Source organism: Vibrio sp. 2092 (genome assembly GCF_033339635.1).
GTDB classification, from domain to species: domain Bacteria; phylum Pseudomonadota; class Gammaproteobacteria; order Enterobacterales; family Vibrionaceae; genus Vibrio; species Vibrio alginolyticus.
In genome coordinates this window covers 344,384-359,464 of sequence record NZ_JAWOUY010000003.1, presented here as the reverse complement: position 1 = coordinate 359,464, position 15,081 = coordinate 344,384, and the positions used below count along the sequence as shown (strand labels likewise).

The 15,081-nt window shown below is 44.5% G+C and carries 14 protein-coding genes; 5 read left to right on the top strand and 9 right to left on the bottom strand.

All coding sequences use genetic code 11. From position 1 onward, the window contains the following. Positions 1–138 precede the first annotated feature (138 nt). Positions 139–393, top strand: a complete 255-nt coding sequence (locus R7P80_RS08105; RefSeq protein ID WP_005384444.1) for a hypothetical protein — start codon at positions 139–141, stop codon at positions 391–393. 62 nt (positions 394–455) lie between these two features. Here R7P80_RS08105 and fadJ read toward each other — a convergent pair whose 3' ends face one another. Both fadJ and fadI read right to left on the bottom strand, forming a co-directional pair. Next, a complete protein-coding gene (fadJ, locus tag R7P80_RS08100) occupies positions 456–2,567 on the bottom strand; it encodes a fatty acid oxidation complex subunit alpha FadJ (protein ID WP_005384446.1) in 2,112 nt (703 codons plus the stop codon). Beyond that, complete coding sequence (gene fadI, locus R7P80_RS08095; protein WP_054575365.1) at positions 2,567–3,874, bottom strand: acetyl-CoA C-acyltransferase FadI; 1,308 nt, start codon at positions 3,872–3,874, stop codon at positions 2,567–2,569. The genes fadJ and fadI overlap by 1 nt, the downstream gene beginning before the upstream one ends. 720 nt (positions 3,875–4,594) lie before the next feature. On the opposite strand from fadI, the gene R7P80_RS08090 reads away from it, so the two are divergent. From R7P80_RS08090 to R7P80_RS08075, 4 genes are all read left to right on the top strand, one after another. Next, positions 4,595–5,170 (top strand): sigma-70 family RNA polymerase sigma factor, encoded by a 576-nt coding sequence (locus R7P80_RS08090; protein WP_005380528.1) that lies wholly within the window; start codon positions 4,595–4,597, stop codon positions 5,168–5,170. Further along, positions 5,163–5,894 (top strand): DUF3379 domain-containing protein, encoded by a 732-nt coding sequence (locus R7P80_RS08085; protein ID WP_225491498.1) that lies wholly within the window; start codon positions 5,163–5,165, stop codon positions 5,892–5,894. The genes R7P80_RS08090 and R7P80_RS08085 overlap by 8 nt, the downstream gene beginning before the upstream one ends. A 297-nt stretch (positions 5,895–6,191) precedes the next feature. Continuing rightward, positions 6,192–7,469, top strand: coding sequence for an outer membrane protein transport protein (locus tag R7P80_RS08080; protein WP_149192451.1), 1,278 nt, complete (start codon positions 6,192–6,194; stop codon positions 7,467–7,469). Between the two features lie 309 nt (positions 7,470–7,778). Beyond that, a complete protein-coding gene (locus R7P80_RS08075) occupies positions 7,779–9,095 on the top strand; it encodes an outer membrane protein transport protein (protein ID WP_047104363.1) in 1,317 nt (438 codons plus the stop codon). 74 nt (positions 9,096–9,169) lie between these two features. On the opposite strand, the gene R7P80_RS08070 is transcribed toward R7P80_RS08075, so the two are convergent. The 7 genes from R7P80_RS08070 to ccmD all read right to left on the bottom strand — a co-directional run bounded on the left by R7P80_RS08070 (position 9,170) and on the right by ccmD (position 15,073). Further along, complete coding sequence (locus R7P80_RS08070; protein WP_005380523.1) at positions 9,170–9,943, bottom strand: VacJ family lipoprotein; 774 nt, start codon at positions 9,941–9,943, stop codon at positions 9,170–9,172. A 216-nt stretch (positions 9,944–10,159) separates the two neighbouring features. After that, complete coding sequence (gene ccmI, locus R7P80_RS08065) at positions 10,160–11,374, bottom strand: c-type cytochrome biogenesis protein CcmI (protein ID WP_225491499.1); 1,215 nt, start codon at positions 11,372–11,374, stop codon at positions 10,160–10,162. Further along, on the bottom strand, positions 11,374–11,859 hold the full coding sequence (locus tag R7P80_RS08060) for a cytochrome c-type biogenesis protein (RefSeq protein ID WP_005380519.1): 486 nt from the start codon (positions 11,857–11,859) through the stop codon (positions 11,374–11,376). The genes ccmI and R7P80_RS08060 overlap by 1 nt, the downstream gene beginning before the upstream one ends. Then, complete coding sequence (locus R7P80_RS08055) at positions 11,856–12,410, bottom strand: DsbE family thiol:disulfide interchange protein (protein WP_005380518.1); 555 nt, start codon at positions 12,408–12,410, stop codon at positions 11,856–11,858. The genes R7P80_RS08060 and R7P80_RS08055 overlap by 4 nt, the downstream gene beginning before the upstream one ends. A 1-nt stretch (position 12,411) precedes the next feature. Next, positions 12,412–14,388 (bottom strand): heme lyase CcmF/NrfE family subunit, encoded by a 1,977-nt coding sequence (locus R7P80_RS08050; protein WP_225491500.1) that lies wholly within the window; start codon positions 14,386–14,388, stop codon positions 12,412–12,414. Beyond that, positions 14,385–14,870, bottom strand: a complete 486-nt coding sequence (ccmE, locus tag R7P80_RS08045; RefSeq protein ID WP_005380516.1) for a cytochrome c maturation protein CcmE — start codon at positions 14,868–14,870, stop codon at positions 14,385–14,387. Before ccmE ends, R7P80_RS08050 begins: the two co-directional genes overlap by 4 nt. Beyond that, positions 14,867–15,073, bottom strand: a complete 207-nt coding sequence (ccmD, locus tag R7P80_RS08040; RefSeq protein ID WP_005380515.1) for a heme exporter protein CcmD — start codon at positions 15,071–15,073, stop codon at positions 14,867–14,869. The genes ccmE and ccmD overlap by 4 nt, the downstream gene beginning before the upstream one ends. Positions 15,074–15,081 lie beyond the last annotated feature (8 nt).

Here is a 15,081-nt window from a genome sequence, read left to right as displayed (position 1 = left end):
TACTAGAATGAACCTACAAACCCATGAGGTTGTCGGTCTCATAGATTGAATCGGCACCATAATTGGCAGAAAATTGAAATTGCGCCATTGCGGCTTATGCTCTAATTACCGCACTAAAAATAACTTAATGAGGTAATCATGAAAAAAGCACTTTTACTTGTGGCTCTTATACTGCCATTGGCATCTGCTCACGCTGAAATCTCAGTCAAAGGCGATGGCTTCGAACTAAGTGACGACTGTGTGCGCCTTAGCGGAGACAATGTATCCATCAAATCAGATGATTGCTCTTCAAAACAGTGGAATGATAAAGACAAAAAAGGTAATAGCAGCGTTCATGGGGACGACAACCCTGGTAAAGGCCACAATAAAGATAAGAAAGACAAGAAGAAGTAACCATTTCTTCTTTATGAAAAAGGCTTGCCACTGGCAAGCCTTTTTCTCTACCGAAGCAACGTTTAATAGAACGTTGTCCCTTCACCAGCTCGAGTAAGCAAACCATCACATGGCGCGTAACGATCGCCATACTTCGATGCAAACTCATTCATTTTCTCTACGAGCTCTTTAATGCCAAATTGGTCCATGTAACGGAACGGACCACCCAAGAACGGTGGGAAACCAATACCAAATATCGCGCCAATATCACCGTCACGTGGCGAGCGAATGATGCCATCATCCAAACAACGTACCGCTTCATTCAACATTGGCAGCACACAGCGCAACGCAATATCGTTATCGCTTAGCTTAGATTCAGGGTCGAGCTTAAGCAGTTTGTAAACTGATTTGTCGACATCTTTCTTCTTGCCCTTGTAAGTGTAAAAGCCCTTACCACTCTTGCGTCCTTTACGTCCATCATTTAACAAGATATCAAACACATCCGGGCCTTTGAATCGGTCACCTAACTCATTAACCAGAATCGGCATAATTTTCGCGCCAATGTCGACACCGACTTCATCCAGTAAGGTAATCGGGCCGACAGGGAAACCAAAGTCAAGCAACGCCGTATCAATCTTTTCGATCGGTTCGTTAGCCAGCAGAATATGCGCCGCTTCGTTCATGTATGGCGCAAGAATGCGGTTCACGTAAAAGCCCGCTTTGTCTTTCACTACGATCGGGGTTTTACCTTGCTTCTTAGCAAGTGCAACAACTGTTGAAACGGTTTCATCTGACGTCGTTTCATGCGGAATCACTTCCACCAACGGCATTTTTTCTACCGGGCTGAAGTAATGCAAACCCACTACGTTTTCTGGACGCTCCGCTTTTTCTGCAATTTTGTGGATAGGCAACGAAGAAGTATTGGTCGCAAAGATAGTTTCTGTCTTAGCGTTCGCTTCAATGTCCGCCACCATTTTTTGCTTAAGATCTAGGTCTTCAAAAACGGCTTCAATTACGACATCAATATGATTAAAACTGGTAAAGTCGACACCACCAGACAGTTGCAGCATTTTCGCTTGCAGATCGGCCTTGGATAGAATGCGACGTTTGCGCTGTTTCTCAAATAACTTGTAGTTGTAGTTGAGCGCATTTAAAACGCCATCGTTGCTAACGTCTTTGATGCGAACAGGTACTTTTGCTTTTGCAACAGACACATGGCTGATTCCGGCGCCCATCAGACCACCACCAAGCACACCAACTTTATGAACTGGTGCTGGTTTCGCATCCGTGCCATTTTCTTTCTTCATTTCTGTTGTGGCAAAGAAGATCGAACGGAGCGCTTTTGACTCTGAGCTCATCACAAGCTCACCAAAGCGCTTCGCTTCAAGTTCTTGGCCTTTAGCGAAGCCTTTCTCTAAGCCATGTTGAATAACTTCTAGAATTGCAACCGTTGCTGGATAGTTACCGCGAGTTTTTTGATTCGTTTTCTTCGCAGCTTGCTCAAATACAAACTTGCGCCCTAGCCCGCTACCAGACATCACCTTTTCTTTCGTCGATAGCTTTTTCGTGCCCTTGTTTTTACCTTTGTCGATAAACTGTTTTGCTACGTCGAGCAAAATGGTGTCAGGCACACAGGCGTCCACAACGCCCAATTTTTTAGCTTTCTTCGCACGAAGTTGTTTACCCGTCAGGATCAAGTCCAACGACGGTAACAGGCCAATCAAACGTGGCAGACGCTGAGTACCACCAGAACCTGGCAATAAACCAAGTTGTACTTCTGGCAGACCTAAACGCGTTTTGTCAGAATCCGTACAAACACGATAATCACATGCAAGAGCCAGTTCTAAACCACCGCCCAAACATGGGCCATGAATAGCCGCAACGACAGGATAAGGTAAGTCCGATAGCTGCTGGAACAACTCCTGACCTTGCCTTGCTAAGGCTTCCGCTTCACTTGCTGTGGTGCATGCTTCTAGCATTCGAACATCAGCACCCGCAACAAAATTGTCCGGTTTTAGGGAGTGGATGATCATCCCTTTAATACCACTGGAGTCTTTTAGCTGAGCAAAAATTTCTTTCATTTCGTCAGCAAAAGCCGCCTGCAGCGTATTCATTTTTTCATTAGGAACATCGATGGCTAACCAAGCAATATTTTGCTCATCAACCTTTAAACTAAATGCTTTTTGCTCGCTCATTACTCAACCTCCAGAATCATTGCCGCACCAAGACCACCAGCAGCACATGCGGTATTCAATGCAATACCACCGCCACGGCGTTTTAGCTCTCGTAGGGTTTGCGTCATCATACGCGCACCAGTCGCAGCAAATGGGTGACCATAAGCAATTGATCCGCCAAGCACGTTGAACTTATCCATGTCAATTTCACCAATCGCTTTTGAGCGACCAAGGTTTTCTTGAGCAAACTTATCGGAAGCAAACATCTTCACATTCGCCAATGCTTGAGCAGCAAAGGCCTCGTGCATGTCGATCAACGTCAGGTCTGACAGTTCCAAGCCTGTATTTTCAAGCACTTTCGCTGTGGCATAAGTCGGCCCCATCAGCATGTCCTTTTCCACGCCGATAGCAGAGAATGCATAACCTCGGATGTAACCAAGAATCTCCATTCCGAGCTCTTTCGCTTTACCTTCTCGCATCAACATCACTGCCGCACCACCATCAGTCAATGGCGTACTGTTCGCAGCCGTAACACTGCCATACTGACGATCAAACGCAGGTCGCAATTTCGCGTATCCCTCAACCGTTGAGTCATGACGGATATTGTTGTCTTCCGAAATCCACTTTTTGTATGGTTCAGGGAAAGCCGTCATCACTTCATCTTGGATTTTTCCTTCTTTCCAAGCTTGAGAAGCCAGCGTATGAGAACGATGTGCAAGCGCATCCTGTTCTGCGCGAGAAATACCATGTGTTTTAGCCATTTGCTCTGCAGTTTGTCCCATGGATAAACCCGTAGAGTACTCTGCTACTGCTGGTGGCACTGGCATCAGGTCTTTAAAGCTCAAGTTTTTGAGGATACTAAGCTTCTGACCCATTGTTTTTGTCTTACTAAGAGCAAGCAGATTAGAAGCCAATTTCTTTGATACGCCAATAGGCAGGACGGAAGAAGAGTCTGCACCGCCAGCAATACCAATATCGATGGTTCCCGCCATGATGCTTTCTGCGACATTAACCGCCGCTTGAAAACTCGTCGCACACGCTCGAGTCACACTGTAAGCATCAGTATGGATGTTCATACCGGTGCCTAACACGATTTCTCGTGCGATGTTTGGCGCTTCAGGCATTTGTACTACTTGTCCAAATACCACTTGTTCGATTAGCTTCGGATCAATATCTGTTCGAGCAAGCATTTCGCTTACTACCATTTTCCCTAAATCGACCGCTGGCACTTGGCTAAATTCCGTGCTTTGACGAGCAAAGGGAGTTCGAAGCCCCGCGACAATAGCGACACGCTCACCATTGCGTGTTTTTACTTCCTGCTTGCCCATTGTTTCTCCTTAAATACAAGAGGTCTGACCTGATGCATTGTAATGAATTTGTTAAATTTATCAAACGTGCGTTTAAATAAACGTGAAGCAAGTAGTTCAATTACTCTACTTCTTTGATTCTTATGCGATTACTAATGGTTAACTATAGAGAGTTAAAACGGTAAGAGGTATACGGAAAGTAAAATCGAAGCAAAAAAAAACCACACATAACTGTGTGGTCGGAATATCTATAAAACAATTAACTTACGCCAATTGAAAAGTAATCAGTTTCCTGATTAGGAGAAAGTAAAGTCAGCCTTCAAAAGGAAGTGTCATCTTGCTCAACATGTTAGTCGCAATGACTAACGAGATGACAAGGTGTACTATAACCCCTTCACTGCTTGATATTTTGAAATAGATCAATTTTATAGTGATTTTACGAGTTTTAAGCTCACCTAAAGCGATTATTGATTCAAAACAATTCAAGAATCCACCATCAGAAGTCCCTTTTAATGCTCCATCGAGTGAACTTATCCAAGCCATTGATTACTAATGATGATATTGTTAACAATATATATCAATTCGTGTTCGATGATATCTGACATTTGCGTATACACTTTTAGGTAACCACATGGCTTATTGTGTCAAAGGGGTTGCATGACAAATCCTGCAACCAAAACCGCTAAGCGATGAAGCAAGTAAAGTCATGCTCAGAACAAGTAAGAAACTCACAGAGCGAGGATGGAGGCTCCTGTGGCCATATTAAAAATGTTTGGAAAGAAAAATTCCAACAGTCCGGTCAACTCTGATATGGACAAGCAAAGAAAATACGAAGCGCTCGTCCGAGGGTATCATCGTGACTTGTACCGCTACGCATATTGGTTGTGCAAAGATAAAGCGGTCGCGGAAGATCTAGTTCAGGAAACCTGTCTTAGAGCTTGGAAGTCACTCGATAGCCTCCAAGACGAAAAAGCTGCCAAGTCTTGGCTCATCACAATATTGAGACGAGAAAATGCGCGCCGCTTCGAACGTAAACAATTTGATTTAGTTGATATCGATGATTACGGCAATGATGCTAAAGTCAGCGATGACTCACATCATCAGCAAGAATGGCTGCAGGCACAGATCATGAAGCTCGATGTTGAATACCGTGAGCCTTTATTTCTCCAAGTTGTCGGTGGTTTCAGTGGAGAAGAAATTGGCGACATTCTTGATTTAAATAAAAACACAGTGATGACTCGACTATTTCGCGCTCGTAATCAACTTAAAGAGATGTTGGATTCTCAAGATACTAAGAGAGGACAAAAGAATGGATGATTTAGAATTTCGTCGTCGTATTTTGTCGGATCCAAAACAAAAGGATGAAGAGATTCTGCAAGCTTTAGCTGGTAGCGACGCCAACAATAAGTTTGTTGATGACGTTTTGGATCTCGATGTAAAAATTAAACAAGCCATGAATGTGGATGTACCCGAAGATCTCGCAGATAAGATTTTATTTAGCCAGACGTCGAGTGCACTTGATGAAGAGAAGGTCGTAAGACCAAACTTTGTCCGCAAAGCAATGGCACTTGCCGCTTCTATTGCGTTCACCGCAGGGTTATTAGTTGGCCAAGTAAACTGGGGAAATGTTTTGGTATCTCCAGCACAAGCCAGTTTAGCGGATACCGCGATGAAACACATTATTCATGAAGAACCGTTTGTTCGTCATCTTGATGAGGATGTACCGAGCTCGCAAATTAATGCGAAAATGTCGCCATTTCATTACCAGTTTAGTGAAAACTTTCCATATCACGTTTACTACCTAAACCACTGCGGTTTTGGTGAATCCAATGCGGTGCATATGGTGTTCCAAGGTCCAAAAGGTAAAGTAACGTTATTTATTACTGGTATTCCAAGCGAACAAAGTACCGACTTTAATAAGGATGGCATGACCGGAATCGTTCAGCCCGTCGGGAGTTCAAGCCTGATTTTAGTCGGGGAAGAAGGTGAAAATATTGATGCTATCGCTACGACTCTTGCATCAATGATTAAGCCGATGTAACAACTTCGACGATTTCCAGCCTTCAAAAGGTTAAATGCCGCTAAATGATCTTATTTAGCGGCATTTTTGTATAAATAGAACGCAAAACATTCACCATCGCTATACCATTTAGAGCTTAAACTCTAAGTTATGCATTTTAAGTGCAATTTCCCGTCTTTTAGACATCATTTCTGCAATTTTTATTCAATTTTATCCAATGGTCGGATTTGTCCAAGCAATTATTGATACTACTATCTGCGCCACTGAGCAAAAGCTCAATTTATCGTCCAAAGAGACGAATCTAATAAGGAAAAACAAATGACTCAGAACACGCGTCTGTTTAAAAAGACTCTCCTAGCAGTAACGGTAGCTTTTGCCTCAGGTCAATCGATGGCAGCGGGTTTCCAAATCAACGCTCAATCAGCAACTGGCATCGGCCGTGCATTTGCTGGTGATGCAGTAATCGCAGATAATGCAGCAGTAATGGCTCGTAACCCAGCAGCAATGGCTCTGTTTGATAAAATGGAACTTTCGCTAGGTTTCGAAAGCATTACTTCAATGATTGAAGTGAAAGATGCGAAATATTGTGGTTCAACGTGCCAAGTAGCACCAACACTGTTCAAGCCTGTCGACTCAAACTATGACGACGCTGGCGATACTTCTATTGCACCGAACATTCATCTAATCGTTCCTGTAAATGACAAGTTTGCATGGGGCGTAAACGCATACTCTAATTTCGGTACTAAAACAGAATTCGACAATAGCTTTGCGGCAAAAGAATATGGCGGCTTAACTGATGTTAAGAGCGTAAACTTTGGCCTTGCAGGTTCTTACCGTCTCAATGAACAATGGAGCTTTGGTGCTGGTTTAGATTTAATCTACGGCCAAGGTACAATGAAGCGTGAACATGCTGCAATAGGCACACTCGTCGATGTAGACGAAGCTGATGGTTGGGCTGTAGGTTTCAATGTTGGTACTGTGTACGAGCTAGATGAAAACAATCGATTTGGTCTTGCATACCGTCATAGTCCAGAAATGGAAGCAAAAGACGATAAAGGTCAAAAAATCACACTACCTTTACCAGATATGGCCGAGTTCTCCGGCTTCCACAAAATTCAAGACACTAAGTTTGCTGTACACTACAGCATCCAATACATTGGCTGGGAAACTTTCGATCAAATTGAATTCTCTAACTTAAAAGGCTCTCCTCTTGGCTCATCGTACGATAAACAGTACCAGTGGCAAGATGGGTGGCACTACTCGATTGGTGGTACATATTACCTAAGTAATAACTGGACACTTCGTGCTGGTTACATGTACGACACGAGCGCCCAAGCTGACTTAACGTCTGTTTCCGTTCCTGACTCAGATCGCCAATGGTTCTCTACTGGCTTTACTTATCACATTGATAGTAAATCAAATGTCGACTTTGGCTTTACGTACCTAATGGGTAAAGATGTTGAGGTAAATGAATCAACACCTAACCCAATGTACAACCCAAGTGACGCTCAAAGCCCTCAAAATATCTCGAGCTTGTCAGCAACAACACGCGCTGATGCTATTCTATTCGGCTTACAATACAGCCGTAGCTTCTAAACGCTTCGCTGTTAGTTAGTAGAAAAATACTTTATATAAAAGGCTGGATTTCCAGCCTTTTTTCATATCTGCGATTTATTGCTCACTCAATTTGAGTGAACACGTGTATCTAAATCTCACAATTAGGACGCACAGCTGTTCGCTGAATTCCGTTTACAAGCCTTTCACAGTTAGATTATTAAACCAAAAAAATAACATTTGAAAGGATAATATTTCAAATGACCACTTACGCTGGATTTTCATTTCTAAAGTAAAAACTCTACCTTTAAACTTTCGTCCCACGTTATAAACAAATCAGCGAACATTCGAATGAAAACCAACAAGACTCTTCTATCAACAGCAGTGGCATTAAGCCTACTTGGCACAACGGGCATGGCTAACGCAGCAGGTTTCCAACTTGCTGAATATTCTGCAACAGGCCTAGGTCGAGCATATGCTGGTGAAGCTGCAATGGCTGACAACGCAAGTGCACAATGGCGTAACCCAGCAATGCTAACTTATTTGGAAGGCACTCAAGTGTCCGTTGGTGCAATCTATGTGAACCCAAATATTGATATTGAAGGTGATGTAAACTTCCACGGTAGCACTTCTTCTGCATCTTCAGATGACTTCGCACATGATGCAATCATTCCAAACTTCTACCTATCACACCAATATAATGAGAAATTCGCGATTGGTTTGGCATTTGGCACCAACTACGGCATGGAAACCGATTTAGGTAAAGGCTTTGGTGCCTCGCACTTCGGTAACGAAGCAAGCGTAACGACAATGGAAGCGAACTTGAACGCAGCTTACAAAGTCAATGAATCAATCAGCGTTGGTGGTGGTATCCGTTACATCATCGGCGAAGGCAGCTTTGGCGCAGCAGCTCCTAAGAATAACGTTGTAGGGTTAAATCCTGAAACTAATCAACCAATCAGTGTTCCTCAAGGTACCGCTCTAAAATACATGGAAGGTGACGATACCGCTTGGGGCTGGCAAGTTGGTACAGCATGGCAGATCAATGAAAATAACCGTATCGGCTTCGCGTACAAATCTGAAGTTGAACTAAAGCTTGAAGGCCATGCTGAAGGTCTTGGTTTTGGCTTCGGTACTTCTGAACGCGACAACGGCTACATGTATCTAAACCTGCCTGCAACGGCTGAGTTGGCAAGCTTCCACCAAGTAACAGACCAACTTGCATTACACGCAAGCGTTAACTGGACGGATTGGAGCTCTTTCGAGAAATTGGAAGCACGTCTAGATACTGCTGGCACGCATATGGTTAAAGTAGAAAACTGGGAAGACAACTATCGCTTTGCTGTTGGTGCCACTTACCAGCTTGATCCTAAGCTAGCGCTACGCACTGGTATTGCATACGATACTTCAGCGGTAAGCGACAAAAACCGTACGATCACTATTCCAGAAACTGACCGCACTTGGCTAAGTATTGGCGCAACGTACGATTGGACGAAAGACTTCAGCCTAGACGCTGGCTTCACCTATATTTTTGCGAAAGACGCACCAATCGTTGAGTCTCGTGGTTACAAGTCAGACGACACTGCAGAACAAGTCGGCGGCCAATTTGTAGGCGAAACTACGGGTAATGTTTGGCTAATCGGTGTTCAAGCAAACTACCGTTTCTAACCAAGCTGCAAAATACAAAAAAGGCTTAGCATCAGCTAAGCCTTTTTTCATTTCTCTATTGTGAAGAACAACGCTTAAAAGTCTTCTAGATATTCATCTAAATACTCTTCTTCTTCGATGTTAACTTCTTCTACCGTTTCAACTTCTGCTTTAAAGTTTTGACGCTGGATATAAACATCGCGAGTTAGAATATATGGATCCGGCGACGAGTCTAGCTGCGCTTCTTGCGGTACTAATAAAGCACGCTTCTCCATTCCTTCAAACGCCCACTTACCCAAACTCGCCCAGAAGTTGAGATAAGAGAGGGGTAAATACGTACTATCTACGGTATCTGTCACTTCACGTAAGGTATACGGACCATAACCTGGAACCATGAAGTAAGGACCATTTCCAACACCATAGTGGCCTACTGCATCACTGAACGCTTTCTCGTCGTACTTCGTAATACCCGCGGCACTTGCAATATCGAATAAACCGAAAATACCGAACGTCGAGTTAATCCAAAAACGGTTAAAGTGGTCCACGGCTTTCGTACCATTACCCATGATTAAGTTATTAACCATGCTTGCTGGCTCATCTAAGTTCGATAAGAAGTTAGCAATACCAGAACGAATAGGAACTGGCGTGTATTCTACATACGCAAGTGATACAGGACGAACCAAATACGGATCTAAATATTCGTAGTTGAGTTCCCACATGGTTCGGTTAAAGCCTTCCAACGGGTCATACACATCAGAAGTCGTTTGATTTGTTTCTTGTCCTGTTACTGCTTCATCAGGCGCACTTGAACAGCCAACCAGTCCAACGGCTAACAGCAACAAGAAGGTAGATTTACCCTTGTTATACATTTTATTTTCCATAACGACTATTAATGTACCTAAGTCACCCCGATTAACCATTGTACGTATGTTGAGCAGGATACATAGTAAAGATGACTCAGATATGGGAATAAATAAAGGCCAGCAATCGCTGGCCTTCGGTATTCTACTCGATCGTTTAGAGTCATACCACTAAAGGCAACTGACTCTACCTCGTTGTCATGTTTCAGAGACAGATGTTAACAATTAATACTGCTGATCAATGGTCACTTCTACTGGTGCGCCAAATTCAACGACGTCACTTTCTCCGTGCCAATCTTGATCACGCGTTGCTACGTTACCGTCAGAATCTAGACGCACACGGACGATTAGCTTATCGAGTGAAGATAACTTTTGCCCTTGCATCATGGCATTGCCATCATCTAATACGACTGTGCGAGGGAAAGTACCTAGCGGATAACGAGCAGCAGCCACAGGCATTGGGGAGCCATCTGAACGATGTACTGACACAATCAGAACTGCGTTTGGATCCAACTGAGCATTTGGTGCCACATCAATTGTCACAGCTACACTCTTATCCTGTGAAACCGCTTCGCCCATTTGCTTACGAGCACTCTCAATACTGCGTGACAACATCTCGTAGCGGCTATCTTCTGGACCAATCATTTGCTGCATGATTCCCCAGTACTTGATGGCAGCCGGGAAGTCTTGACGCTCAAACGCATCGAACGCTAACAAAGAAAACACACGCAGATCGACATAGTCTTGCTGCATCAGCTTGCCGAGTAATGAGCGAGCCGTCGCTTGATCCATTTCCTCTTGAGACAGCATCAGAGCTTGTGCATAACCCAACATCACATCAGGATCTTTGGGCTCTAGGCGGTACGATTTTTCCATCGCATCGATAGCTGTGGTGACATCACGATTTGCTAACGCAATACGACCTAGCAGTAACCAACCTGTCGAGTCTTCCGGCTGGTAATGTAAGCGAGTTCGAAGGGCAAGGGTCAAATCCGCCATTTCATCGTCACTCAGCGGCTCAGAAGAAGCCGACATCAGCTTTTTCGATAACTCAGGTAGATTTGCAGACACTTCTTGCCATTGAACAATATCGTCTGACGCGCCAAATTTATAATACAAACCATAGCTCAGCACCACCGTCAGAATTACCGATGGAACTAAAACCGCGATTGGAGAAACCTTAGTTTCTTTTTGCGCTTTATCACCAGGGATATCGTCAAGCAGTGATTGCTTTAGATCAGAAATCAGTTCGTCTTCACTTTCAACTAGACCTTCGTCAGTTTCTTCTGCAAGCTCAGATAGTCGGTCTTTATAAAATGCCTTGTTAAGCTCATCGCGTAACACATCATCATTGTTCGCTTTTTGTTTAAGCAGCGGCAAAGCCACCAGCGCACAAGCAATAAGCGTGAGAACAACGGTGAAAATCCAAAATAGTGTCATTACTTCTTATCTCCGTTGTTCTCTTCTTCAAGCAATGCTTTTAAACGAGCTTCTTTTTGCTCATCCCATTGCTCGTCACTGCTCGCTTTTGCCTTAACTTTAGATTTACGGCTACGCAGCACAATCAAACCAAAACCACCCAGTACTACAGCGAGTGGCCCTAGCCACAAAATCGCAGTCGCGACCGTAAATGGTGGGTTGTAAGTCACGAAGTTACCGTAACGGGCGATCATGTAATCAACAATCTCATCTTTGGACTTACCTTCTTTGGTCATTTCATACACCTTATGGCGTAAGTCCTGAGCAAGTTCAGCGTTAGAATCCGAGATCGTGTTGTTCTGACATTTAGGGCAACGGAGCGTATGGCTTAACTCTTTGAACTGCTGTTCTTGTTCCAAATTATCAAACTCGTACACTTCAATGGCCGCATGAGCAGCAAGAGATAATGTCATCGCAGCAAAAACGGCAAGAATTAGCTTTCTCATTGCTTCGCCTCCTCAACCAATTTGTTGTAAAGCGGCTCCAGTGTTTCTGACCAATTACGTGGGTTTACATCCCCTACATGGCGATAGCGAATCACACCATTTGCATCAATAATGAATGTTTCTGGAGCACCATAAACGCCAAGGTCAAGGCCAAGCATACCACTGCCATCAAATAGGCTGATCAAGTACGGGTTGCCGAGATCATTCAGCCAACCTATTGCTTTATTACGATCATCTTTGTAATTCATACCGATGATCTTAACGCCCTTACCCGCCAATTCGTTTAGGTATTTATGCTCTGCATAACACGTTGGGCACCACGTTGCCCAAACGTTCAAGAGCAACGGTTCACCTTTAAAAATTGATTGGTCGTACTGTTTTCCAGGCTCAGCCAGGTCTTCTAAATGAAACTCAGGAACTGGCTTGCCAACCAAAACCGACTCCAATTTAGTTGGATCATCGCCCTCTTGGTTACGCATTAATTGGGTCGCGAAAATGCCCGCTAGAATCATGAAAGCGACAAGCGGAATAAATAAGATTTTCTTATTCATGTTATGCCTCCTGCTCTTTTGACTTCGTATTTTTCTTCGGCGATTTACGGAAGCGGTAGCGTTTATCAGAAATCGCTAGTGCGCCGCCTAATGCCATAATCAAAGAGCCAGCCCAAATCCAACGAACGAACGGTTTATAGTAAATACGAACAGCCCAAGATCGGTTGTCGTCTAAACGTTCACCCATTGCAATGTATAAGTCGCGGCTAATACCACGGTCAATGGCTGCTTCAGTCATCATAGACTTAGCCGTACGGTAGAAGCGCTTCTCTGCGTGAAGCGTATTCACGTATTTGCCATCGTGTGTGATCTCAAAGTCTGCGATGTAGCCATCGTAGTTTGGACCATCTTTATCACGCAAGCCTGAGAAGTAGAAATCATAGCCTTGAATTTGGAAGTGTTCGCCAGGTGCTAAACGTACATCACGCTCGATGCTGTAGTTCTGTACCATCGCAATACCGATAACAGATACCGCCAGACCAACATGACCCAACATCATTGCCCAGTGGCTACGTTGCAGCTTGCGAACACCTTCACTAAAGCTATGACGGTGCGTTGCGCGCTCGTACAGTTCAAAGCCATGCATCGCAATAATCCAAATCGCCATCACCCAACCAATGTAAGCCATGGTTGAGAAGAAATCGGCAAACAGGTACACGCATAGCGCGGCCAAGGCGAAAGCAAGCACACCTGAAACGAGCATTGGTTTCACAAGTTTAGATAAATTGTCTCGCTTCCAACGAATAAGAGGACCAATACCAAGCAGGAAAGCGAATGGCATCATTAACCACGCAAACAGCATGTCAAAGAATGGCGCACCGATAGAAACCGACCCCAAACCAAGCTGCTTGTGTACGAGCGGCAACAGTGTCCCCACTAACACCACAACAAGAGCGGCGATAAGTAATACGTTGTTGGCTAAGAGCGCATTTTCACGTGAGACTAAGTCGAAGTTACCTCGTACACGCACTGCTGCCCCTTTTACGGCAAACAGCAATAAAGAGCCACCGATAACGAAAACGAGGAAGCCTAGAATAAACATACCGCGCGACGGGTCAGACGCGAACGCGTGCACCGATACTAAAATACCGGAACGGACTAAGAAGGTGCCCAACAAACTCAACGAAAATGCAGAGATTGCCAATAGTACCGTCCACGCTTTAAATGTGCCGCGTTTTTCTGTCACGGCAAGAGAGTGCATTAATGCGGTACCCGCTAACCAAGGCATGAATGATGCGTTTTCTACTGGGTCCCAGAACCACCAGCCACCCCAGCCAAGTTCGTAGTAAGCCCACCAAGAACCTAGTGCGATACCAAGTGTTAAAAATACCCATGCAGCGGTTGTCCAAGGACGAGACCAACGAGCCCAAGCCGTATCAAGGCGTCCGGTCATTAGGGATGCGATCGCAAAAGAGAATGCAACCGAGAAACCAACATAGCCCATGTAAAGCATTGGCGGGTGAACAATCAAACCAGGGTCTTGAAGCAGAGGGTTCAAGTCACGTCCGTCAACCGGGAAGAACGGTAACGTACGTAGGAATGGGTTCGACGTTAGGATGATAAACAGTAGGAAACCCACTGAGATCATGCCCATAACAGCAAGTACACGTGCAACCGACTCTTGCGGCATACCACGACTAAACGTCGCTACAGCGACAGTCCAAGCAGCTTGGATTAAAACCCATAGCAACAGTGAACCTTCGTGCGCACCCCATACTGCGGTTAAACGGTAGTACCAAGGAAGCTGACTATTCGAGTTGCTCGCTACATACTGTAACGTGAAGTCGTTGGTATAAAATCCCCAACATAAAATGGCGAAAGAGAACAACAGCATCAGGAACATAGACCAAGATAGCGGTCGCGCTGTGTTCATGAGCATGGTGTTATTATTCGATGCTCCCCACAATGGCAATACGCTCAACAGCACTGCCATTGCAAGCGAAAGAATGAGAGCAAAGTGACCGATTTCAGCAATCATTGGCCGCTTCCTTGTTTCTGTTCGGTGCTGTATTGAAGCGGTTCATGCGTTTTCTTCATCGCTTCTGCAATTTCTGGTGGCATGTATTCTTCATCGTGCTTCGCTAGGACCTCAAATGCCTCAACTGTCGTGGCATCTTTCAGTACACCTTGAGCAACAATACCCTGCCCTTCACGGAACAAGTCAGGAAGAATACCGTCATAGGTAATCGTCACTTTCGGACCGACATCGTGCAGGTCAAAACTCACTTTCAAAGAATTAGGATCTCGACGAACTGAGCCCACAACCACCATTCCACCGATACGCAGACGCTGGCCTACTTCTGGCTTGGTGCCATCTGGCTTACCATTAACCAATTCCGTTGGAGTGTAGAAAAGGTCCATATTTTGGTTAAGCGCATAAAGTATCAAACCAATGGTGGCACTAATACCGATAAAGATCGCTAGTACAATACCTAGCCTCTTTTTACGTCTCGGGTTCATAAGGTGTTCTCCATGTTCTTCGCTGCGTCGATACGAGCTTGACGGTCAATTTTTGCTTTCACTTCTTTCAATAATGCATCACCGCGGCGAAGGCTAGTGATTAGAAGAATCAGCATGGATAAGAAAGTAATACCAAACGCACTCCATACGTATGATGCGTAGCCACCCATGGCAAAAAAGTCGCTCAGAGATTCAAAATGCATAATCAGTT